The sequence below is a fragment of the Pantoea sp. K16 genome (assembly GCF_048452805.1).
GTDB classification, from domain to species: domain Bacteria; phylum Pseudomonadota; class Gammaproteobacteria; order Enterobacterales; family Enterobacteriaceae; genus Pantoea; species Pantoea agglomerans.
On sequence record NZ_JBLWNV010000017.1, the window covers coordinates 30,030 to 53,485 of the forward strand.

Consider the following 23,456-nt stretch of genomic DNA (forward strand, 5'->3'; position numbering starts at 1 on the left):
CGGCCTTAACCGGTCGGATAAATAACGTCAGTGGTGCGAGGAAAAGAAGTCGACCACTGCATTGAGTGCTTCGGCGCGCATCTCATCCTTTTCAAACAGGATCTCATGACGCGCACCGTCGATCACCCGTGGCTTATTGCCCTCACACGGATGACCCGCCGCCGCCATCGCAGCACAAAAAAGGTCCTGCGAACGATTGTCGACCACCCGATCATCGCTGGCCTGTAACAGCAGCAGTGGCGTGGTGATCTTATCGACCTGACTGATGATGTTGCGACCTGCATGGATGCCTTCACGTACCCAATGGTAGGTTGGCCCGCCAACGCGAATCGCCGGATCGTCCGCATAAAAGCGCAGATTTCGCCGGTAACGCTCGGTGCTGTGCGTCAGCCGGTTAATGCCAAACGGATGCGCACGCCAGCGGCCGGTGCCGAGCGCATAGCCATCGCGCATGGCCGGACGCTTCTCCGCCCAGTCCAGGATCCGATGGGCCAGAAAAGAGGGCAACGGTAAAGCAATGCCAAACATCGGCGCCACCAGCGCGACCGCATGAAACGCCTGCGGCTGACGCGCCAGAAACAGCGTTAAGATTGCGCCGCCCATGGAGTGAGCCAGCGCATAGCGCTGCTGGTAGTGACCGCTGATAATCTCTTTCAGATAGAGCGTTTCAAGGTCGTCGACATAATGGGTAAATTCCGCCACGTGACCGCGGTGTGAATCTTCCAGCAGGCGATCGGAACGCCCCTGACCGCGATGGTCAAGGATCACCACATCAAATCCGCAGTGAAACAGATCGTACGCCAGCTCAGGATATTTTATGTAACTCTCGATGCGTCCCGGCACAATCAGGATCACACGCTTGTGTTGCGGTGATGTGAAGCGGACGTAGCGCAGCGTCAGATTACCCACGCCGGTAAACTCAAGCTCTTCGCGGCTGTGCCAGAAATCGAGCAGTGGCCCGGTAGCGAAGGCAGCAAAGGCTTTTTCTCGTCGCAGCCAGCTGGCTTTGTGTTGATTCATTCGCCCTCCTGATGACCGGATAAAGAGTCCTGAATGCCATGCGCAGGCCGTAGCGCCGCGCTTATTTCTGGCGTATTGTGTCACAATTCCGCTACTAAAGAGAGCCTGACCCATGACCATCGAATGGTGGCTGACCTATCTGCTTACCACTACAATTCTCAGCCTGTCGCCCGGTTCCGGCGCAATCAACACCATGAGTACCGGTATCAGCCACGGCTATCGCGGCACGGTGGCCTCTATCTCCGGTTTGCAGGTCGGCCTGGCGCTGCATATCGTGCTGGTCGGCATCGGTCTGGGCGCGCTGTTTTCTCAGTCACTGCTGGCGTTTGAGATTCTGAAATGGGCCGGTGCGGCCTATCTGGTCTGGCTGGGTATTCAGCAGTGGCGCTCAGCGGGTGGCATTGATCTGGATGCAGTCGCCAGAGCGATGCCGCGTCGTCGCCTGTTCAAACGCGCCGTGCTGGTTAACCTGACCAACCCGAAAAGTATCGTCTTTCTCGCCGCCCTGTTCCCGCAATTTATTCAGCCGCATCAGCCGCTATTTATGCAGTATCTGGTGCTGGGCGTCACCACCGTTGTGGTCGATATCATCGTGATGATTGGCTACGCCACGCTGGCAACGCGGATTGCGGGCTGGATTAAGGGACCAAAACAGATGAAGTTAATGAACCGCATTTTTGGCGGGCTGTTTATGGCAGTAGGCGCGCTGCTGGCCAGCGCCAGAAAAATCGCTTAACGTCTGACGCGCCGAATTCGGCGCGAAAGATTATCCCTTCTTCCCTGGCCCCGCTACGGCGCTGTCAGTGGAACCGCACGCAACACAATGATGCCCGGCTTCGAACGCATATATTCCCTGAACGGCGCATCGACAACTTTTCGATTAACGGCCAGCGAAGAGGCGTTCCTGAACCACAAGCGGCCATCATGCCGGACAGCAATCCCCACATGCGTAACATCCAGGCTCTGACTGGTGGCGTAAACCCCCACGTAATCGCCGGTCTGAATTTGCTTCAGCACCGGCGGTGTGATCGCCCGGGCCGGAATGTAAGTGACAGGACGTGCAATCACACCCAGACCGGGCACCTGTTCTGCTCCGCTGGCCTGACGATTCAGGTGCTTCACCACCGTCACCGTATCCGGGCTAAGAGTGCGGGTCACGTCATCGGCATTGCGCGGGCTATCGGCAAACCAGTCGGAAAAAAAGTGGCGACGATTCCGGTAGCTGACCTCACCGCCAGCGTAGCGGGTCCGAATCAGGTTAGCCTCAAAGCTGGCACGATCGTGGCTGCGGCTCAGCGCCTGCACGTAATCAAGCAGCGTGTAACAATCCACACCGTTGAAATTGATCACCAGCGCTTCCGGACGCGTGGGAGAACCGATCAGCGTATCCGCTTCATAGGGTGTTCCGAGAAACGTCGCAGAGATCCGGCTAATCCTTTCGCCCTGCGTCTGATCGACATCGGACAGCGTCTGCATCAGGATCGAGGTGACCTCATCGGTCTGGCCCGGCTCTGGCGCAGGGTTGCGGGCGGCATCAGGCGAGGCGCAGGCGCTGATACAGGCCGTCATCAACACCAGTAATATGAACTTCACTCTCATCATCCTCTCCATAAACGTTGCGCCTGCTTCCCGACTTTAATGGAGATATGGATATGAATGATTAATAAAGAGTGACGATTTATCTGCGGTTGCAACAGCAAAACTCCCTGAGCCCTGGAATGTGACATCCGTCACACAAGCGAACTCTCTGGAGGAAGCGACAGCAAGGGAGGTTTCTGCCGGAGGCGCAACGCGCACGCCGGCATAAGGACTGAAACGGTGTTTAACGCGAAAGAATCAGGTGGATACCAAAACCGGCAAACAGTACGCCGGCCATGCCATCGACCCATTTCGCCAGTCGCTGATACTTAGCGCGGATCCACGGCAGCGCAAAAATCGCCGCCACCAGGGTAAACCAGGCAAAAGTTTCACCGACAATCAGCAGGAACAGACCCCAGCGCTCCGCCGAACCGACATCGTCGCCAACAAACAGCGAGAAGACGCTGCCGAAGTAGATAATGGCTTTAGGATTCGACAGATTCGTCAGCAGGCCTTTGAGAAAGCTCATGCCGCGTTTCGGCAACGCAACCACCGGCTCATCCTGCTGCGGCTGTTTATGACGCTGACGTGCCGAGCACATCAGCTGCCAGCCCATCCACAACAGATAAAGTCCACCGCCGACCATGATGATCTGATGCAGCCAGGCCATTTTTTCCAGAATCAGATGCAGCCCCATCAGCGCCACACCCGCCCAGACCACAATGCCCAGCGTAATGCCCAGTACACCCATCATCGCCTCTTTGCGCGAGCGGCTGGCGGCAGTCTGTGACACGAAAAAGAAATCGGGGCCGGGGCTCATCAGTGCCACCAGATGCACCAGCGCCACAGTGGCGAATAACATCAGCATAATCAGTGTCCTTTACTCTTCATCATCAAGATGCTCTTTGATCATCACCAGGAAAGGTTTGCCAAAGCGCTCCAGTTTGCGGTGACCCACGCCGTTGACGCTGAGCATCTCGGACGCGCTGACCGGCATCTGTTCTGCCATCTCTATCAGTGTGGCGTCATTGAACACCACGTAAGGCGGAATATTCTCTTCATCGGCGATCGCTTTTCGCAGCTTACGCAGCTTGGCGAACAGTTTGCGATCGTAGTTACCACCGTGAAACTTCGCCGGACTGCTGCTTTTTGTTTTTGCGGTGATCAAACGCGGCACCGCCAGCATCAGTGGCACTTCACCGCGCAGCACCGGGCGCGCCGCTTCGGTGAGCTGCAGAGCCGAATGCATAGCGATGTTCTGCGTCACCAGCCCCAGATGGATTAGCTGACGTAACACGCTCACCCAATGTTCGTGGCTCTGATCTTTGCCCAGTCCATAGACCGGCAGCTTGTCATGACCCTGCTCACGGATACGCTGATTGTTGGACCCGCGCAGCACCTCAACGATATAGCCCATACCAAAACGCTGACCCACGCGGTAGATACCGGAGAGCGCTTTTTGCGCTTCAACCAGGCCGTCATAACGTTTGGGTGGGTCGAGACAGATATCGCAGTTATCGCACGGCTGCTGGCGGCCCTCGCCAAAATAGTTCAGCAGCACCAGACGGCGGCAGGTCTGCGCTTCAGCAAACGCGCCCATGGCGTTGAGTTTGTGACGCTCAATATCCTGCAGCGGTCCGGGCACTTTCTCTTCCAGACATTTACGCAGCCAGGCCATATCGGCCGGGTCGTAAAGCATCATCGCTTCGGCAGGCAGACCATCACGTCCGGCTCGCCCGGTTTCCTGATAATAGGACTCGATGTTGCGCGGGATATCGAAGTGGACCACAAAACGGACGTTGGGCTTGTTGATGCCCATGCCAAAGGCCACCGTCGCCACCACGATTTGCAGATCGTCACGCTGAAACGCTTCCTGCACCCGGCCACGCTGCTCGCTGTCGATACCGGCGTGGTATGCCCCGACGCTGAACCCTCGGCTTTGCAGTCGCGCGGCGGTGTCTTCTACCTTCGCCCGGCTGTTGCAGTAGATAATGCCGCACTTGCCGCGCTGATCCTGAACGTAACGCAGCAGCTGATCGGTGGGTTTAAATTTCTCCACCAGCGTGTAGCGAATATTGGGGCGGTCAAAGCTGCTGATCTGGATCAGCGGATCCTGCATATGCAGCAGGTTAACGATGTCGTTGCGGGTGGTTTCATCCGCGGTCGCGGTCAGCGCCATTACCGGTAATTCCGGGAAGCGCTGACGCATCTTGCCGAGTGCGCCATATTCCGGACGGAAATCGTGGCCCCACTGGGAAATACAGTGCGCTTCATCCACCGCCAGCATCGCCGGTTGCCAGTGCGCCAGACTGTCCAGGAAGTTATCCATCATCAGGCGTTCCGGGGCGATGTAGAGCAGCTTAACCCGACCGGTTCGGCAGTCGGCCATCACCGTCTGCTGCTGATCGCGCGTCATGGTGGAGTTGAGATACGCCGCCGCCACGCCGTTCGCCAGCAGCTGATCGACCTGATCTTTCATCAGCGAGATCAGCGGCGACACCACCAGCGTCAGCCCCTCGCGCACCAGCGCAGGGATCTGATAACAGAGCGATTTACCACCGCCGGTGGGCATCACCACCAGACAATCGCGCCCGCTCAGCGCCTCATTGATGATCGTCTGCTGACCGGGACGAAAATGCTGGTAGCCGAAGGTATCCTGCAATACCTGCTGCGCCAGCGCTTCCTGATTAAGAACTGCCGAGGTTGCCACGCGATTCCTGTCTTTCGTTATGGATTAGAACAAGTCGTTAAGTGTTACACCCACACCCAGACGCGTCTGGCGATGGTTGTAATCGATCAGTGATTCACCGTAACCGCTAAACACCTGAGTATAGAAGCGAACGTGCTCAGTGATAGGGTAGCTCCAGCCCAGGGTCGCGCCGCCATAACCGCTGTTCCAGTTATAGTTGCCCTCTACGCTGAAGATATTGTCGCCGAGCTTATAGCCCAGACGGGTGCGGTAGTAACCCATATATTTGGTGATATCAGGATTATCATCGCTGTTCGCCCCTTCAGGGATGCGATACCAGGGTTTGATTTCCGCCAGGAAGTTACCATTCTCTGCCATCAGACGCGCATAGACGCGGTTCCAGCTGCGCGAGGTGGGATCGCTTCGTCCATTGGATTGGTGATTCAGACCCACTTCGACATCACGCAGTGTCCAGCCCGCCAGCGAATAGTCGGTCGCCCAGCCCAGGAAAATCTGCGGCTCATAGTTGGTCTCACGGAATGGCGATGACTCAGCGCTATTCGACAGCTGCCACCAGGAACGCTGGGTGTAAGAGGCTGCCAGCACCGAGTTGTCGCCCAGAATACCGCGCCACAGCGGAAACGCCAGGCTGAGCTGGAATTTCACTTCATCTTTGCGGGCATTCTCTCCCCAGTTATAGGAGGAGATCGCCTCTTTATTGAGGTCGCTGGTATAGGTATAAAGCAGATAGTTGTTCTCGTAAGGATAGAGAACAAACGGGTTATCATGCTTCTCCAGCAGGTTAGCAATAATGCTGCCCTGAACCTGTGGCGCGTCATGAACCTCTTTAATATGGGCTTCATCCGCCTGCGCCAGCGCAGGAAATATCAACATTGCCGCCAGCAAGGCGCGATGCTTACGCATAAAATTCTCCGGTGAGCAGCTGCGTATCAAAGTAACTGAAAGGGTGTCGTAAAAAGCAGGCCATTCTACACGCAAATGGCAGTGAGCATGAGTGCTGATTTCTTAAACTGGAAACACCCTCGCAGGCGGCATAGAATACACAACTCATTCATGTTCCGCGCCCCTCTGGCCCGATTTTTTCAGGACACATCATCATGTCATCACCCGTGCTGACACAGCAGGACGCTCGCCAGCTGGTCGGCGAAATTTTCGTTTATCACATGCCGTTTAATCAGGCGCTGGGCCTGGAACTGATGCGCCTTGACGCAGACTACGCAGAGATCAGCTTCAATAACAAAACCATGCTGGTGGGCAACCAGGCGCAGCAGATTCTGCACGGCGGCGTTATCGCGTCGGTACTGGATGTGGCGGCGGGCATGGTCTGCGTCAGTAATGCGTTAACCCGTCAGGAAAGCATCAGCGAAGCGGATCTGCGCCAGCGTCTGTCACGCATGGGCACCATTGATATGCGCGTCGACTATCTGCGTCCCGGACGCGGCGAACGCTTCACCGCCACCAGCAGCCTGCTGCGCGCCGGTAACAAAGTCGCCGTGGCGCGCGTGGAACTGCACAATCAACAGGGCGATTATATCGCCACGGCTACCGCCACCTATCTTATCGGCTAACCACGCCATTGAATGGAACGCATATGGATACGCAACAAACCCGCCAGGGCGTTGGCTTTGCACTGGGCGCTTACTTTATCTGGGGCATTGCGCCCGCTTATTTCAAACTGGTAAAGCAGGTTCCCGCCACGGAAATCATGACGCACCGGGTGATCTGGTCTGCACTGTTTATGCTGTTACTGATTACCCTGAGCCGCAGCTGGCCCGGCGTTCGCAGCGTGTTGCGCCAGCCTAAAAAAGTGCTGCTGCTGGCGCTGACGGCCGTGACTATCGGCGGCAACTGGCTGCTGTTTATCTGGGCAGTCAACAATCAGCATATGCTGGAAGCCAGCCTGGGCTACTTTATTAACCCGCTGATCAACGTGGTGTTCGGCATGCTGTTTTTGCGCGAACGGTTTCGCCGTCTGCAGTGGCTCGCCGTGCTGCTGGCCACCGTCGGTGTGCTGGTGCAGCTGTGGCAGTTTGGGTCGTTACCGATTATCGCGCTGGGCCTGGCGCTGAGCTTCGCCCTGTATGGCCTGGTGCGCAAAAAGATTCAGGTCGATGCGCAGAGCGGCATGCTGATTGAAACCCTGTGGCTGTTTCCACTGGCGGCGATTTACCTGTTTGGTTTTGCCGACAGCGCCACCAGCCACTTATCCGCCAACCCACTGAGTCTCAACCTGAAGCTGATAGCGGCGGGCATTGTAACCACCATTCCGCTGATGCTGTTTGCGGCGGCCTGCAGCCGTCTGCGACTTTCCACCGTAGGCTTCTTTCAGTATCTCGGCCCGACGCTGATGTTTGTGCTGGCGGTCGCGTTTTACGGTGAGACCATCACGCCAGACAAGATGGTGACCTTTGGCTTCATCTGGCTGGCGCTGCTGGTATTTGTCTGCGATGCGGTGGCGTTTTCATTCCGTTCCCGTTCGCGCATAGCGTGAAATAAAGCGCGCTAAAGCCGGGCCGGTCAGCAGGATGGTAAACAGACGCAACGTCTGCAACGCCATCACAAACGCCATGTTGACCTGGGTTCCCGCCGCAATGATCGCCACCGTGTCCAGCCCGCCTGGACTGGTGGCGAGATAGGCCGTCATCAGATCGATATCCAGCATTCGCGTCAGCATCCACGCCAGGCCGCCACACAACAGCATCAGCCCGAAGATGGAGGCCAGCATCTGCGGCAGCGTGCGCAGTGCCAGCAGAAAAATCGGGCGGGTGAAACGTAATCCCACGCTCCAGCCAATCAGTGCATAGGCCACGGCCAGCAGCCATTCCGGCACCTGTAACACCGCGATGTCGCTACTGTGCAGTGCCGCACCCGCCAGCGCAGGCAGCAGCAGCGCGCCAGAAGGAATGCGCAGTCGGGTGCCCAGCCACGCGCCCGTCAGCATCACCACCAGGGTGATAACAAAGCCATGATTCAGCGGCGGAAACCAGAGCAGCGAGACGCTGTGCGCCTCATCACCCAGCCCGATGCGTGCCACCAGTGCGGCCGCCGAGGCGACAAACAGCACCCGCAGATATTGCATGAATGCGACCAGCCGCACGTCAGCGCCAAAGTCACCCGCCATCGCCACCATGGCCGTTGCACCGCCCGGCGACGATCCCCATGCGCCGGTCGGGCCAGGCAGATGACTGAAGCGCACCAGCAGAAAACCTGACAGGCCGCTGGCCGCCAGCGTCAGCAGCAACACCGCCAGCACGATCGGCCAGTCCTGAATCAGCGGAGCCAGAATCGAAGGCGACAGACTCTGCGCAATCATGCAGCCCAGTACGGCCTGAGCGAGCAGGAACAGCCGTTTATCAATTCGCAGCGTGGCACCCGACAGCCCCATCACTACACCCACAATCATCGGTCCCAGTAACAGCGCAGCGGGCACATGAAAATAGTGCAGCACCGCGCCCAGCAATACCGAGATCAGCAGCAGCAGCGTCCACTGCGCGCGCAACGAAAAAGCGTCCATAAGAAGTTAATAATTTGTAAAAACAGGAGGGTAAGATTACGCAGAAATGGGGACAGGAGCCAGCAGAACGGGCCATCTCAGATGGCCCGTTCTTATTTTAAAGCCAGTTTTTACGCTTGAAATAGAGATAAGGCGCCAGTCCGGCCAGAATCATCAGGCCGATCGCGGCCGGATAACCAAAGCTCCACTTCAGTTCCGGCATAAACTCAAAGTTCATCCCATAACTGGAGGCCACCAGCGTCGGCGGCAGAAACACCACGGAGACCACCGAGAAGATCTTGATGATGCGGTTCTGCTCAATGTTGATGAAACCCATCGCCGCCTGCATCAGGAAGTTGACCTTCTGAAACAGTGATTCGTTATGCGGCAGCAGCGATTCGATATCGCGCAGAATTTCACGCGCCTGCTCCAGCTGATTGCCCGGCAAACGTGCTTTGCGTACCAGGAAGTTCAGGGCGCGCTGGGTATCCATCAGACAGAGACGCACCTTCCAGCCGATATCTTCCAGTTCCGCTAGTCGCGACAGCGCCTGATCGTACTCTTCGCCCTGCTGACCTTCCATGATCACCCGGCTGAGTTTCTCCAGTGCGCTGTAGATGTTCTCGATTTCGTCCGCCAGCTGCTCGATTTTGGTTTCAAACAGGTCGAGCAGCAGCTCAAAGGCATTGCCGTCGATCAGGGTCTGATTACGGGCGCGCATGCGATAGAGACGGAACGCAGGCAGCTCACGTTCGCGCAGCGTGTAGAGACGGCCTTCACGGATGGTGAACGCCACGGTGGAGTTACCGGCATGATCGTCAGCATCTTCATAGAAGAAGAAGGAGTGGATATGCAGACCATCTTCATCTTCGAAGAAGCGTGCCGAGGCCTCGATATCTTCCAGCTCAGGCCGTGTTGCCAGACTCTGGCCCAGCTCAGATTGCACGCGATCACGTTCGCCCTCTTCCGGCTCGATCAGATCGACCCAGACAGAGGTCGTCAGTTTGTCGTTTTCGTCTTCCAGCTCCAGTCGCGTCAGGCGGCTGTGATCCAGTTTAAATGCGCTCAGCATAGCAATACTCCCCATTGCAGACTAAATGGGACAAGGCAGTCCGCCGTTCCTCAACATGGAACGGGCAGCCTGAACACGGAAACAGAGTTTCAGAGATAAATCAGTGCTGACTCGCGACGGAATCAAAAAGGGAGGTCGCTGATAACCGCTAAGGCTACCCGCGTAAAGAGGTAGCCTTAGATGTTATTCCTGGAATCCAGGTCATTGAGCCAGCATCGACTGGGCGTGTCCAAGGCATTGTCCTCTCATGATAATAGTGGGCGCATGTTACGCTGAGACGAAAAAGCCGTCAACCGCACGCTAAAGCGTTTCAAGCTTCGCGTAAGCCGCCACCAGCCACTTGATTCCCTGCCCCTGAAACGCCACCTGAAGACGGCTATGCTCGCCGCTGCCTTCCAGATTAATGATGGTGCCTTCGCCAAATTTTGCGTGATGAACACGCTGACCCAGCGCGAATCCACTGTCATTTTTGGTCACCGGGGCACCCATCCGCTGATGGTTTACCGGACGGCTGACGCTGGCGCGCAGACGCACTTCTTCTATGCACGCTTCGGGCAGTTCGCCGATAAAACGGGACGGCCGGTGATACACTTCCTTACCATAGAGTCGGCGGGTTTCGGCGTAGGTCAGCGTCAGCTTGAGCATCGCACGGGTCACGCCGACATAAGCCAGACGACGTTCCTCCTCCAGCCGGCCACCTTCATCCAGTGACATCTGGCTCGGGAACATGCCCTCTTCCATGCCGACGATAAACACCTGGCTGAACTCCAGCCCTTTTGCCGAGTGGAGCGTCATCAGCTGAACCGCATCCTGCCATTTGTCTGCCTGGCCTTCGCCCGCTTCCAGCGCGGCGTGGGATAAAAAGGCCTGCAGTGGCATCAGATCTTCATCTTCATCCTGATAGCTGAACTGCCGCGTAGCGGTCACCAGCTCCTCCAGGTTTTCGATACGCGCCTGACCCTTCTCACCTTTTTCCTGCTCATACATCAGCCACAGGCCAGAGTCTTTGATAACCCGGTCGGTCTGAACATGCAGCGGTAACTCGGCGGTTTCGGTTGCCAGTGAATCAACCAGTTCACAGAAGCGTTGCAGCGCAGACGCGGCCCGGCCAGCCAGCGCACGGCTTTGCAGCAGTTCACGCGTTGCCTGCCACAGCGTCATCTGACGTTCACGGGCCGTCTGACGCACCACGTCGAGCGTGCGATCGCCCACGCCGCGCGTCGGGGTATTCACCACGCGTTCAAATGCCGCGTCGTCATTGCGGTTCGCCATCAGACGCAGATAGGAGAGCGCATCTTTGATCTCCTGACGTTCGAAGAAGCGCATGCCGCCATAAATACGGTACGGCATGCTGCTTTGCAGCAGCGCCTCTTCCAGCACACGCGACTGGGCGTTGCTGCGATAGAGAATGGCGCAGTCGTTGAGCGCGCCGCCGTTCTCCATCCAGACTTTGATGCGGTTGACCACGAAGCGTGCTTCATCCAGCTCGTTAAAGGCGCAGTAGATCGAGATCGGTTCGCCATCGCTGCCTTCGGTCCAGAGCTCTTTCCCCAGGCGACCATTGTTGTTAGCGATCAGGGCGTTGGCGGCTTTCAGGATGTTATTGGTTGAGCGATAGTTCTGCTCCAGACGGATCGTTTCCGCGCCGGGGAAATCCTGCAGAAAGCGCTGAATATTCTCGACCTGTGCGCCGCGCCAGCCGTAGATCGACTGGTCATCATCGCCCACGATGATCACCCGGCCGCTGTCGCCCGCCAGCATCCGAATCCAGGCATACTGAATGTTGTTGGTATCCTGGAACTCATCCACCAGCACGTTGGTAAAGCGTTCGCGGTAGTGATTAAGAATGTGTGGCTTGTTGAGCCATAATTCATGGGCGCGCAGCAACAGCTCGGCAAAGTCGACTAAACCGGCGCGATCACAGGCTTCCTGATAGGCCTGATAGATGCGCAGCCAGGTCTGCTCAATCGGATTGCCGTAGCTTTCGATATGCTTTGGTCGCAGGCCTTCATCTTTTTTGCCATTGATGTACCACATGCCCTGACGCGCAGGCCACTGTTTGTCATCAAGGTTCATTGATTTGATCAGGCGCTTGAGCAGACGTAGCTGATCTTCGCTGTCGAGGATCTGAAAATCCTGTGGCAGACCGGCGTCAAGATGGTGGGCGCGCAGTAAGCGGTGCGCCAGACCGTGGAAGGTTCCGATCCACATTCCGCCCTGACTGGTGCCGATCAGATGCTCGATACGGTGACGCATCTCCGCTGCCGCTTTGTTGGTAAAGGTCACCGCCATAATCGAATAGGGCGAGCAGTTCTCCACCGACATCAGCCAGGCAATGCGATGCACCAGCACCCGCGTTTTACCACTGCCCGCGCCTGCCAGCACCAGCAGGTTACTGCGCGGTGCCGCAACGGCAGCGCGCTGATTGTCATTCAAACCATCGAGCAGTTCAGAAACGTCCATAAGCACCGATTACCAAAGAAAAAAACGCCGTCGTCACACTGATTATTCCGCCTGCCGTAAGGCATTATCGCTGCCAGTCAGGCGGCGCCACAGACGCCGGATAAGGGACGGCGGCAAAACAGAAAAGAGGAGACGACTGGATAAATTTACAGCCATTATAGCAGTGAGGTGAGTGATGCCAACCGCGAAATTTCGACATGCGGCAACAGGCGCGCATCCGGGATATGCATCAGATTGCCCTGCCGCAGGTTAATCCAGCAGGCCTGCAGCCCGCAGCGCAGTGAGCCCGCCACGTCGGTGGTCAGGTCATCACCCACGTGCAGAATATGGTGTGGCGCGATATCAAGGCGTTGCGCGGCAAGCTGATACATATCCTGCCACGGCTTGGCGCGCCCGTCTGGCCCGGCCCGCAGCGTGAAGCGGAAGTATTCGGCAATGCCCATTTTTTCCGGGCAGGCGTTGCCGTTGGTGACCGCCACCAGCGGGATTTTCTCCGCCAGGGTTTTCAGCGTCTGGTGCGTCTCATCCGGCATCTCGACCTGACTCCGCCACTGATGGAAGACCGCCATCACTTCTGCCGCACCCGCAGTGGCTTCAGCGGCAGAGAGGCCGATATTCAGCATCGCCAGCTCAACCGAACGGCGTCGCCACTCCGAAACATCATGATAGATATCAGGTTCGCGCTGCAGCAGCTCATCGCGCAACTGCTGATAATCCTGCGGCGTGAAGTCACGCAGCGCCGGATGAAAAGCCTGCAACGCGGCATGGGACTCCAGGGTGGTACGACGGATGACCGGGTAGTTATCGTAGAGAGTGTCATCAAGGTCGAAGGTCATGGCTTTTATGGCCGACAGCGGACGATAAAACTTCATTCGTTCTTTCCTCGTTTGGCGCGGGGATGCGCAGCGTCATACACCGAAGCCAGATGCTGGAAATCGAGATGGGTATAGATCTGGGTCGTCGACAGGTTTGCGTGACCCAGCAACTCCTGCACGGCGCGCAGGTCACCGCTGGATTCCAGCAGATGCGTGGCAAATGAGTGTCGTAGCTTATGCGGATGGATATGGCTGGCCACGCCCTGTCTGATGCCCCATTCGGCAAAGCGTTTCTGCACGTTGCGTGGCGAGATGCGGTTGCCGCGCGTCGAAAGAAACAGCGCATCATCCTGGCCGCCAAAGGTTTCACGCAGCGGCAGCCAGTGCTGGATCCAGGCGACCGCCGTGCGACCAATCGGTATCCGGCGCTCTTTGCTGCCCTTACCGACTACCCACACTTCGCCTGAATGGAGATCGACGTGGCGACAATCCATATTCACCAGTTCAGAGAGACGCAAACCGCCGCCATACATCACTTCCAGCATCGCCCGGTCGCGCACCGCCAGCGGATCGCTAAGGTCGATCTCCAGCAGCTGATTTACTTCATCTACATCAATGTTTTTAGGCAGATGGCGCGCTTTACGCGGCGTCATCACCCCTTTGGCCGGGTTGGCAGAAAGCAAACCCTGGCTCACCTGCCAGTCGAGAAAACTGCGCAGGGCGGAGAGCCGCAGCGCGAGGCTGCTGGCGGCCAGTCCGGCGCGACGGCTGCGCGCCGCCATGCTGCGCACCTGCGCCGGTTCCAGCTGCGCCCAGCTGCTGAGCTTCATCTCATCAGCAATCGCCACCAGCGCGGCAAGCTGGCGCGCATAGCTGCTCTGGGTTAACGGACTGAGCTGGCGCTCCACTTTCAGGTAGCGCAGAAATCCGTCGACGGCCTCCTGCAGCGCGCTGCTCATGCGCGTTCAACCCAGCGGGAGAGCAGATCAGGCATCATCTGCGACAGATGCTGCAACAGCAGTGTCCCCATGCCCGATTGATAGTGCTGGCTGTCACGACTGCTGAACACCAGCACGCCGAGATCGCCCTCCTCACCCATTAGCGACATGGCAACCGACCCGATCGCTTTGGCCTGCGGCAACAGCAGCAGCAGTTCCGGCCCGTTAATGTTGCCAAGATAGTGATGCTGGTTACCGAAGCGCTGAATACGCAGCGGTTCAAACGCCTGACGCGAGAGGCTCAGCTGAAAGAAATCGGAGGGCGCGCCCAGCAGCCATTTATCACTGAACAGCCGCACATTGGCACCCGCCAGGCCCAGCTCACGCGCCCAGCGATGCAGACGGTTGAGCATATCCTGCAGCGAGTCAGCCGCGGCCAGATGGCTCTCCAGCGACAACAGACGGTCAAACAGTTCGTGGTTAGCGCTGGCCTGCTCCATCAGCAGCGTGATCTCTTCTTCCAGCCGCTGAATATGGTTGCGTTGCCGTGCCATATGCCATTCGACCAGAGAGACGCTGCCACGCACCGGATGCGGCACGGCCATCTGTTCAACTGCACGGGCATTGCGGATAAAGAAATCGGGATTCTGCCGCAGATAATCACTGACGGCCTGATCGTCCAGCAGAACCGAACTGTCAGCCTGCTCTTCGATATTTTTCATAGATGAATAAACCCATCGTAGACGTGTGTCGCAGGCCCGGTCATATAGAGCGGCTGACCGGCGCCTTTCCAGGTGATGTGCAGCGTTCCGCCAGGCAGGTCGACACGCACTTTGGGTGCCAGAATGCCCTGCTGAATGCCACATGCAACGGCAGCACAGGCGCCGCTGCCGCACGCCTGCGTTTCACCCGCACCGCGTTCGTAGACGCGCAGGCGGATATGTTCGGGATTGATGATCTCCATAAAACCGACATTGACGCGATCCGGGAAGCGTTCATGACTCTCCAGAATCGGACCCAGCAGTTCAACCTGCGCGGTTTTGACACTTTCGACCTGGATAACGCAGTGCGGGTTGCCCATCGACACCGCACCCAGCATCACCGTCTGTTCGGCCACGCGCAGCAGATAGAGATTTTCGGCCTTGTTGGCGCGGAACGGCACCTGCTGAGGCTCAAAGTTTGGCTCGCCCATGTTGACGCGCACCTGGTCGTCAGGCGTGACGGTCAACACCATGCGGCCATTCTGCGTACTGACCCGGATGTCACTTTTGTTGGTCAGCCCTTTCAGCTGAACAAAGCGGGCAAAGCAGCGCGCACCGTTGCCGCACTGTGCGACTTCACTGCCGTCAGCGTTGAAAATGCGATAGTGGAAATCGAGATCGGGATCGTAAGGCGGTTCAACAATCAGCAGTTGATCAAAACCGATCCCCAGATGACGATCGGCCAGCCGGCGGATCAATTCCGGCGAAAAGAAGACGTTTTGTGTCACCGCATCCACAACCATAAAATCGTTGCCGAGACCGTGCATTTTGGAGAACTGCATTTTTTGCTCCGCCGGATAAGCCATCAGATTAGTTCGCTTTTACGCCTGAATTGCCGGTAACCAGCCCGCCGACATCGGCTTTAGAGGCATCCGCTTTCTGGCGGTCGGTTGGGGCTTGTTGTTTCTTCGGCTGATCCTTCGGCGGGAAGTAGAGCGGTCCTTTCAGACCACAACCTGCAAGGCTGATTACTGCCAGTGTCATGGCCAACAGGCTTATTACTTTCTTCATTCTTTATGCTCTTCATGTCCTTTACCTGGATGCTTATCATCGCAGTTGAAGGTGGAAAAGCAACAGGAAATGCCCGCAAATAGCGTGAAGCGGGTGACAAGCCGGGAAGATAGCGGCCACCTGCAGAGCGCAGGCAGCCCGTCAGCATCAGTGCACCTGATAGCGTGGCTGATAGTCGCTGTTGTCGTTGTCAGGCTGCGAGGTACACAGCTGCGTCAGCGTCTGGCTACGGAACGGAATCACCTGGAATCGCTCACCGGTGTTCACAATCTGGTAGAACTGCGGCAGGTTGAAGTTGATAAAGCTCGAACCATAGGTAAAGCGATCGTGCGATGAGGAGTAGAACCGGCTGACATCGCGCACCAGCTCCTCTTTACTGCCTTCACAGTGATGATAGACCTCAACCCGATTGGTCTCATCGAGGATGTAGATATTGAAGCCGCGCTCATCAGTGGTGTTTTCAAAGAAGAACTGAATAATGCCTTCGCTGGCATACCCATTGACCACCGGTGGCAGCGGCGTCTGATTCGTTTCGACTTTGATCGACAGTCCGTGCAGCTTGTTGTTGGAGATCGCGCCATAAAACTCAACCGCGTTTTCCAGCTTCTGCACCGAAACGCTCATGCGTTCAAAGAACAGGCCCCAGGTCTCGCCCGCCATACGCAGCGCTTTAAAGCGACCCGGCTCCTGACGTGTGCTGGAGAGGCGCAACTCAATGCATTCTGAGACCAGTTGCTGTACCCGCGTCCGAATCAGACCGCGCAGATGCTGGCTGTAGCAGAACACTTCCACCGTATCGGGCGGTGCAGCATCCTGATGCATCTTGCCGAGAATGGTTTTCAGCCCTTCGATCATCGCCTGTTCGCCGCTGAAGTGCAGCGTACGCACCTCATTCCAGGAGTTGCGATAAAGCAGATCGATGCTGCCAATCAGGCACTGCTGCTGCTGACCAAAACTAAAGACATCCAGCTTACGGAAGTCGAAGTGCACCACCTGATTGCGGAAGGCCGCCGTCGGATCGTGTTCAAGGTTAACAATAATCGCAAGGTGCCGGATTTCGCACGGACTGTAGAGCGCTTTTGGCGTCGGCGAAGGCAGACGCAGCGGGAAGTGGCTGGAAACATCGTTAACCAGCTCCTGCAGACGCGCCAGATCGCAAACCTCATTGCCTTTAATATGCAGCCGGGTTTTACGGGTCAGCAGTCCATTGAACCACGCCCACGCCACCAGCTTGTTCAGGTAGCGGTTATATTCCAGCGGTTGATGGCTGATAATCGAATCCATGTCCGGCGCCTGGTTATAGAGATACCAGCCGGAACGGTTGGCGCGGCCAGGCGGCACATGAATAAAGGTCAGATTGGGTTCGGAGAGATCGGGCGAAATCTGCGGATTCACCAGCGTCACTTTGCCCGGCAGCGCTTCAAACGCAGCATACAGTTTACGGGTCAACACACCGATATCCTGCGGGCTGGCGCTGACGCTTAAGTTATTGCGGCGGGCAAAGCGGATCAGGTTGCGATAACTCTGCATCATCGCATCCAGCAATTCATTATGGGCTTCGCGCACCCGCTCGATTTTCCACTCAGCGCGGTTATCCAGAATGGCAATCTTCTCTTCGTTCCAGCCCCACTCTTTGACCAGCTGCGATAAAATTTCGCGACGCCAGCCGGTGCGGTGCTGATGATCTTCGGTGCTGAGCTTTTCACACACTTTGAGGTAGAAACAGCGACGCACCAGGTCGAGACGCGGCTGATCGTCAACGCTGGTCAGATAGTGCGTAACGCGCTCCAGCATCATGCAGTAAGGATCAAGCCCGAAGCAGATGATTTCACCGTCATGCAGGCGCTGTTTGATATCCATCGCCAGTAGCTGCGTATTCGGGTATTCCCAGCTGTAGGCTTCCAGCAGCAGCGTTTTCAGTACGGCTTTATATGGGGAGTCGATGCTTTTATAGAGCTGCCACAGACTGGCGCCGAAATACTCTTCCGCCGACAGCGTGCCGAGGCCGCCAAGATCGAGCCACTCATTAGGGGTCAGCACGCCTTTGGCGTAGAGCGACATTACGTAGTCGTCGTAATTGTGCTCTTCTTCGCCCGGCACCATATTCCACAGGATGCGTTTACCCGCCATACGAACTGCCGTACGGTAGAACTCATCCAGCAGTAAAATGTGTTGTGTTGAACCGCAATCTTCACCGCCCAGACTGCCGCTTTCGTTGTGGCGGAAGCGGTTTTCATCAATCAGAAAGAAACTCACCTCTACGCCCATCGAAACGCACCACTTCTGCAGCAGCGTACATTTGCGCTGCAGATTCAGACGCTCTTCATTATCAAGCCAGGATTGATGGCAGACCCAGATATCGAGATCCGAGACGCTGTTCTGGCCGACAGATGAGGTGCTGCCCATAGAATAGATCGCCGTAATCGGCATTTCGCCTTTCGGCGCATCGGCATGACGCAGATCGCTGTCGCCGGTGAGATCGGCCAGCAGCTGACGCTGATTTTCATCAGGCGTGAAGAAGCTGATGCCATGTGGAACGCTACCTTCAAGGTAACCCGGCATCTGCGGATGTTGATAATGTAATAAGGTTGGCAGCAGACTGTAGACGCGCTGAAAAGCGGGTCCCATAGCAGCCAGCGCACGATCAACGCGCAGCTGGTTGATTGCATCCAGTCTCTGTTTCAGTGTCTCAATGTAGAGGTACAAGACGTTTCGCCTGATTGTCCCAGTGTTTAAGCACCCTGTTTCCACACTCTGCCGCTTATAAAGTAAAAAAGTGGGCAGATAATTGCTGGAAACGTGATCAATCTAACACCCTGCAGATTGACCGTAAAGAAAGTTGCGCTACCTGACAGTTTAGCACGTTCTTACCAGCTTCCCGCCTTTTCAGCTCTGGTTCCCACGTTATGGCTTAATAAACCGGCCTGAAACCGCACGCAGGCCGTTTTCAATCCGTTGAAACTGACAGTCTTCACCCAGAGATGATAGGATATTCAGTGAACGATAAAAATGGTTAACAGCATGTTAGACAAAATTTTCAGAATTGCTACAAGACAAAGCCCGCTCGCATTATGGCAGGCACATTATGTACAGCAACGACTCATGAGTGCCCATCCGGGACTGCGCGTTGAGCTGGTGCCTATGGTCACGAAAGGTGACATCATCCTTGATACGCCGCTGGCAAAAGTGGGGGGCAAAGGGCTGTTTGTCAAAGAGCTTGAGCTGGCGATGCAGGATGGCCGTGCCGATATGGCGGTGCACTCGATGAAGGATGTGCCGGTCAATTTCCCGGAAGGTCTGGGCCTGGTAACCATCTGCGAGCGCGATGATCCGCGCGATGCGTTCGTTTCTCATCATTATGACTCTATTGACGCGCTGCCACAGGGTGCCATTGTCGGCACGTCCAGCCTGCGCCGTCAGTGCCAGATTAGTGCGCGCCGTCCGGACCTGGTTATCCGCTCGCTGCGGGGCAATGTCGGCACCCGCCTCGGCAAGCTTGATGCCGGAGAGTATGACGCGATTATTCTTGCTGTCGCCGGGCTGAAACGCCTGGGACTGGAAGATCGCATTCGTCAGGCGATGCCTGCCGAAGTTTCCCTGCCCGCCGTGGGTCAGGGTGCGGTCGGCATTGAATGCCGTCTGGACGACACCACCTTAATTGGCCTGTTGCAGGCGCTGAATCACGATGATACCGAAGTCTGTGTCAGAGCGGAGCGCGCCATGAATACCCGTTTAGAGGGTGGCTGCCAGGTGCCAATCGGCAGTTTCGCGGTGCTGGAAGGCGATGACCTCTGGCTGCGCGGCATGGTTGGCGCACCGGATGGCCGGGTCATGGTCAGCGGCGAACGTCGTGGTCCCCGCGCTCAGGCTGAACAGATGGGTATTTCACTGGCCGATGAACTGCTGAATGGCGGCGCGCGTGAAATCCTGAAAGAAGTTTACCAGGGGCAGCCGCCGGCATGACCATTCTGGTGACGCGCCCGGAACCCGCAGCGGCAGAGCTGGTGTCACGCCTGCATGCCCTTGGCAAACAGGCGTGGAGCCTGCCGCTGATAGAATTTGCGCCGGGCGCTGATCTCACCTCTCTGCCACAAAAGCTCGCCGCACTTCGCCCTGGCGACCTGGTTTTTATCCTTTCTCAGCAGGTTATACATTACGCACAACACACCGTCACAGCATGGCCCGCTGAGCTGGACTATTATGCAATTGGTCGCAGCACCGCCCTGGCGTTTCATACCGCCAGCGGACAGCAGGTAACCTGGCCTCATGCACATGAAACCAGTGAAGAATTGATCCAGCTGAATACCCTTCAGCAGGTTGCGGGTAAACGTGCGCTGATCCTGCGTGGCGATCCCGGACGTGAGTTGCTGGCTCAGACGTTAACCCGGCGAGGTGCTGAGGTGTCGTTTGCAGCCTGTTATCAGCGCTGCCAGAAGTATTATGATGGACCCGTTGAGGGACGCCGCTGGCGCGATCGCGGTGTCTCCGTGCTGGTGGTGACCAGCGGTGAAATGTTACAACAGCTTTTTTCGCTGTTCCCCGCAGTTGATCGCGAGGAATGGCTGCTCAACTGCCGACTGGTTGTCGTCAGTGAACGTTTGGCTACCCTGGCCGCAGGATTGGGTTGGCAGGATATTCAGGTAGCCGATGGTGCCGATAACGATGCGCTGCTGCGCGCGTTACGCTGAACTTTAACAATGGGATGTGCCACATATGACGGAACAAAAAGACTCCTCCGCCATGGTTGAAGAAACCACCCCAGCGGTCGACCGCTCTCCTTCCAGCAACAGCACACCACCGCGTAATGCGAAAAATGGTGGCATGGTGCTGGGTGCAGTTGCGATTGTGATTGCGCTGGCGATTGGTGCGGGTTTATACCTTAACGGGAAACATCAGGCTGATTTACAGGCACAAACCAATCAGAAGCTGAGCGAACAATTAAGCGCGTTGCAACAGCAGGCCAGCAGCGACAAACAGCAGCTGACTCAGCAACTGAGCGGCGCCGAAACCGCGTTGCAGACAGCCCAGACACAGCAGAACGCGTCAGCAAAAGAGCTGGAAACCCTGCGTGAAAAAGTGGCCGTGATTTCTGGCAACGACGTGCGCAGCTGGTTGCTGGCACAGGCGGACTATCTGGTGAAACTGGCTGGCCGCAAACTCTGGAGCGACCAGGATGTCACCACCGCCGCTGCTCTGCTGAAAAGCGCCGATGCCAGCCTGGCCGACATGAACGATCCCAGCGTCATGAATGTGCGTCGTGCGCTGACCCAGGATATCAGTAACCTCTCTTCGGTTACGCAGGTCGATTATGACGGCGTGATCCTCAAACTGAACCAGTTGTCGAACAACGTTGATAATCTGCGTCTGGCCGATAATGACAGCGATGATGCGCCGATGGACAGCGATGGCGGTGAACTGTCAGGTTCCGTGCGCGAATGGCGTCAGAATCTGGTGAAAAGCTGGCATAACTTTATGGATGATTTTATTACCATCCGCCGCCGCGATAACACCGCCCAGCCCCTGCTGGCACCTAATCAGGATGTTTACCTGCGTGAGAATATCCGCTCGCGTCTGCTGATTGCTGCTCAGGCGGTACCGCGTCATCAGGATGAGATTTATAAACAATCTATCGACACCGTGTCCGCGTGGGTTCGCGCCTGGTACGACACCAATGATGCCGCTACCAAAGCCTTCCTTGCCCAGCTGGATGAGCTGAGCCAGCAGAACATCAATATGGATCTGCCGGATAACCTGGAAAGTCAGCCGTTGCTGGAACAGCTGATGCAGACCCGCGTCCGGAACCTGTTAGCGCAACCTTCTGCCGCTGCTAATCAGCAGGGAGGCTAAGCATGCTTAAGGTATTTATCCTCTTTATCCTGCTGATTGCTGGCGTGGTGCTGGGACCGATGATTGCCGGTCATCAGGGTTACGTGCTGATTCAGACCGATAACTGGAACATCGAAACCAGCGTCACCGGCCTGGTCATTATCCTCATCCTCAGCCTGCTGGTGATTCTGGCCGTGGAATGGCTGCTGCGCCGCGTGCTGCACACCGGCGCGCGTACCCGTGGCTGGTTTACCGGACGTAAACGCCGTCGCGCCCAGCGTCATACTCAGTCGGCGCTGATGAAGCTGGCAGAAGGCGATCACCGTCAGGTGGAAAAACTGCTTTCTAAAGATGCCGATCACGCTGATGTGCCGGTGGCGAACTACCTGCTGGCAGCAGAAGCTGCGCAACAGCGTGGTGATGAAATCCGTGCCAATCAGCATCTTGAACGTGCTGCAGAGCTGTCGGAGAGCAACACCATTCCGGTAGAAATTGCCCGCGCACGTATTCAGCTGGCACGTAACGAAGATCATGCTGCGCGTCATAGCATTGACCGTCTGCTGGAAGTGGCACCGCGTCATCCTGAAGTGCTGCGCCTGGCCGAACAGGCGTATGTCCGTACTGGTGCCTGGAGTGCATTGCTGGATATTCTGCCTGCCATGCAGAAGGCGCAGGTCGGCGATGAGCTGCATCGTGATGCATTACAGCAGCAAGCCTGGCTGGGTCTGATGAATCAGGCGATGGCTGACCAGGGCAGCGATGGGCTGAAGCGCTGGTGGAACGATCTGAGCCGCAAAACCCGTCAGGAAACGACGCTGCAGGTGGCCATGGCGGATCATTTGATTGAATGCAACGATCACGACACCGCGCAATCGATCGTGCTGGAGGGCCTCAAGCGTCATTATGACGATCGTCTGGTACTGCTGATGCCTCGCATCAAAAGCGGTAGTCCGGAAGCGCTGGAGAAAGTATTGCGCCAGCAAATCAAACAACACGGCGCAACACCGCTGCTGCACAGTACGCTGGGGCAGTTGCTGATGCGTCATGGTGAATGGCAGCAGGCTGCTGAGGCACTGCAGCAGGCGCTGGCACAGCGTCCTGACGCGTTTGATTATGCATGGCTGGCGGATGTTTATGATCGTCTGCGTCGCCCGGAAGAAGCGGCGAAGATGCGTCGTGAAGGGTTGTTGCTCACCTTGAAGAACAATCCCAACGCCTGATCCTCTTTTCATACCTGATAAAGCCGGGCTTGCCCGGCTTTTTTGTGCCCGCAATCTGCCAGCACGCTTTCGCAGGCAAAAAAAACACCTGCCAGTGGCAGGTGTAAGATCAGGTCGGTAAGACAACCGGGAGGTACCTGACTCAACGTGGTGTCTGTTAACCCTATAAGACTTTCGCGATACAGGCAGGCAGACAACAGGTACCTAAAATTGGCTCTGCATCATTCCCAGGTTTATGTAGCATCAGCAGACATAAGAGGTGGAATGAGCATCTACAGCAGAAGTATTGCACAAGCCATGCCAGGTTTATGATTATTTTTAAAATCACAATAAATCAGCATGTTAAAGAATTAGCTCAAAGCTTCATTCAACAGGCCTGTCGGGAAATGTCGGTATCCAGCGACAGCTGGCATTTTCTCTGTCTCTGAATGGAGACAGCAAGGCAAATCTCTCTGTGAAATCAACAATAACAATGACTTATTTGTCGGCAATTCACGACGCTGTTGCTCCTGCTTATATTGCGAAAGGAATCAAAGCCTAGTAACTCTG

Annotated in this window: 22 protein-coding genes; 7 read left to right on the forward strand and 15 right to left on the reverse strand. The window is 56.5% G+C overall.

Translation table 11 applies throughout. From position 1 onward, the window contains the following. Positions 1-27 precede the first annotated feature (27 nt). Positions 28-1,020 (reverse strand): lysophospholipase L2, encoded by a 993-nt coding sequence (gene pldB, locus ACK13D_RS19660; protein WP_010257288.1) that lies wholly within the window; start codon positions 1,018-1,020, stop codon positions 28-30. Positions 1,021-1,132: 112 nt separating this feature from the next. Here pldB and rhtB point away from each other — a divergent pair, with 112 nt between their 5' ends. Further along, positions 1,133-1,756: a homoserine/homoserine lactone efflux protein gene (gene rhtB / locus ACK13D_RS19665; protein WP_010257290.1), complete on the forward strand. Its 624-nt coding sequence runs from the start codon at positions 1,133-1,135 to the stop codon at positions 1,754-1,756. A gap of 53 nt (positions 1,757-1,809) precedes the next feature. On the opposite strand, the gene ACK13D_RS19670 is transcribed toward rhtB, so the two are convergent. The 4 genes from ACK13D_RS19670 to pldA form a co-directional block, all read right to left on the reverse strand. Continuing rightward, positions 1,810-2,619 carry a DUF1460 domain-containing protein gene (locus ACK13D_RS19670; protein WP_418796998.1) on the reverse strand — a complete coding sequence of 270 codons (810 nt, stop codon included), beginning with the start codon at positions 2,617-2,619 and terminating at the stop codon, positions 1,810-1,812. A 223-nt stretch (positions 2,620-2,842) separates the two neighbouring features. Then, complete coding sequence (gene rhtC / locus ACK13D_RS19675) at positions 2,843-3,466, reverse strand: threonine export protein RhtC (protein WP_010257296.1); 624 nt, start codon at positions 3,464-3,466, stop codon at positions 2,843-2,845. Between the two features lie 12 nt (positions 3,467-3,478). After that, positions 3,479-5,308, reverse strand: coding sequence for an ATP-dependent DNA helicase RecQ (gene recQ, locus ACK13D_RS19680; RefSeq protein ID WP_010257299.1), 1,830 nt, complete (start codon positions 5,306-5,308; stop codon positions 3,479-3,481). 24 nt (positions 5,309-5,332) lie between these two features. After that, positions 5,333-6,211 carry a phospholipase A gene (gene pldA, locus ACK13D_RS19685; RefSeq protein WP_010257301.1) on the reverse strand — a complete coding sequence of 293 codons (879 nt, stop codon included), beginning with the start codon at positions 6,209-6,211 and terminating at the stop codon, positions 5,333-5,335. 194 nt (positions 6,212-6,405) lie between these two features. On the opposite strand from pldA, the gene ACK13D_RS19690 reads away from it, so the two are divergent. Next, positions 6,406-6,876, forward strand: coding sequence for a thioesterase family protein (locus ACK13D_RS19690; protein WP_010257304.1), 471 nt, complete (start codon positions 6,406-6,408; stop codon positions 6,874-6,876). 23 nt (positions 6,877-6,899) lie between these two features. Continuing rightward, positions 6,900-7,799 carry an EamA family transporter RarD gene (gene rarD, locus ACK13D_RS19695; protein ID WP_010257306.1) on the forward strand — a complete coding sequence of 300 codons (900 nt, stop codon included), beginning with the start codon at positions 6,900-6,902 and terminating at the stop codon, positions 7,797-7,799. Here rarD and ACK13D_RS19700 read toward each other — a convergent pair. The 10 genes from ACK13D_RS19700 to ACK13D_RS19745 form a co-directional block, all read right to left on the reverse strand. Continuing rightward, on the reverse strand, positions 7,770-8,822 hold the full coding sequence (locus ACK13D_RS19700) for an AbrB family transcriptional regulator (protein WP_033767570.1): 1,053 nt from the start codon (positions 8,820-8,822) through the stop codon (positions 7,770-7,772). The two genes, rarD and ACK13D_RS19700, sit on opposite strands and share 30 nt — an antisense overlap. Positions 8,823-8,919: 97 nt before the next feature. Next, positions 8,920-9,873, reverse strand: coding sequence for a magnesium/cobalt transporter CorA (gene corA / locus ACK13D_RS19705; protein WP_003854370.1), 954 nt, complete (start codon positions 9,871-9,873; stop codon positions 8,920-8,922). 176 nt (positions 9,874-10,049) lie between these two features. Continuing rightward, the gene (gene ysgD, locus ACK13D_RS19710; RefSeq protein WP_353748370.1) at positions 10,050-10,106 is read right to left on the reverse strand and encodes a YsgD/CorL family protein; all 57 of its coding nucleotides are present in this window, start codon (positions 10,104-10,106) and stop codon (positions 10,050-10,052) included. A 67-nt stretch (positions 10,107-10,173) separates the two neighbouring features. Next, positions 10,174-12,336 carry a DNA helicase II gene (gene uvrD / locus ACK13D_RS19715; protein WP_010257313.1) on the reverse strand — a complete coding sequence of 721 codons (2,163 nt, stop codon included), beginning with the start codon at positions 12,334-12,336 and terminating at the stop codon, positions 10,174-10,176. A gap of 155 nt (positions 12,337-12,491) precedes the next feature. Beyond that, on the reverse strand, positions 12,492-13,208 hold the full coding sequence (yigB, locus tag ACK13D_RS19720) for a 5-amino-6-(5-phospho-D-ribitylamino)uracil phosphatase YigB (protein WP_010257318.1): 717 nt from the start codon (positions 13,206-13,208) through the stop codon (positions 12,492-12,494). Continuing rightward, complete coding sequence (gene xerC / locus ACK13D_RS19725) at positions 13,205-14,110, reverse strand: tyrosine recombinase XerC (RefSeq protein ID WP_418796999.1); 906 nt, start codon at positions 14,108-14,110, stop codon at positions 13,205-13,207. Before xerC ends, yigB begins: the two co-directional genes overlap by 4 nt. Then, a complete protein-coding gene (locus ACK13D_RS19730; RefSeq protein ID WP_010257324.1) occupies positions 14,107-14,811 on the reverse strand; it encodes a DUF484 domain-containing protein in 705 nt (234 codons plus the stop codon). The genes xerC and ACK13D_RS19730 overlap by 4 nt, the downstream gene beginning before the upstream one ends. Further along, complete coding sequence (dapF, locus tag ACK13D_RS19735; RefSeq protein WP_010257326.1) at positions 14,808-15,632, reverse strand: diaminopimelate epimerase; 825 nt, start codon at positions 15,630-15,632, stop codon at positions 14,808-14,810. The genes ACK13D_RS19730 and dapF overlap by 4 nt, the downstream gene beginning before the upstream one ends. 28 nt (positions 15,633-15,660) lie before the next feature. Beyond that, positions 15,661-15,861: an LPS translocon maturation chaperone LptM gene (gene lptM / locus ACK13D_RS19740; RefSeq protein ID WP_010257328.1), complete on the reverse strand. Its 201-nt coding sequence runs from the start codon at positions 15,859-15,861 to the stop codon at positions 15,661-15,663. Positions 15,862-16,008: 147 nt separating this feature from the next. After that, positions 16,009-18,567, reverse strand: a complete 2,559-nt coding sequence (locus ACK13D_RS19745) for a class I adenylate cyclase (RefSeq protein WP_010257330.1) — start codon at positions 18,565-18,567, stop codon at positions 16,009-16,011. A gap of 315 nt (positions 18,568-18,882) precedes the next feature. Between ACK13D_RS19745 and hemC the strand changes: the two genes are divergently transcribed. From hemC to hemY, 4 genes are read left to right on the forward strand one after another with little or no spacing between them, the layout of a single operon-like run. Next, positions 18,883-19,824 carry a hydroxymethylbilane synthase gene (gene hemC, locus ACK13D_RS19750; protein WP_033780891.1) on the forward strand — a complete coding sequence of 314 codons (942 nt, stop codon included), beginning with the start codon at positions 18,883-18,885 and terminating at the stop codon, positions 19,822-19,824. Next, on the forward strand, positions 19,821-20,549 hold the full coding sequence (hemD, locus tag ACK13D_RS19755; RefSeq protein WP_010671672.1) for a uroporphyrinogen-III synthase: 729 nt from the start codon (positions 19,821-19,823) through the stop codon (positions 20,547-20,549). Before hemC ends, hemD begins: the two co-directional genes overlap by 4 nt. 25 nt (positions 20,550-20,574) lie before the next feature. After that, positions 20,575-21,708, forward strand: coding sequence for a uroporphyrinogen-III C-methyltransferase (gene hemX, locus ACK13D_RS19760; protein WP_010257336.1), 1,134 nt, complete (start codon positions 20,575-20,577; stop codon positions 21,706-21,708). Between the two features lie 2 nt (positions 21,709-21,710). Further along, positions 21,711-22,907 (forward strand): protoheme IX biogenesis protein HemY, encoded by a 1,197-nt coding sequence (gene hemY / locus ACK13D_RS19765; RefSeq protein ID WP_346455539.1) that lies wholly within the window; start codon positions 21,711-21,713, stop codon positions 22,905-22,907. The last annotated feature ends 549 nt before the right edge of the window (positions 22,908-23,456 follow it).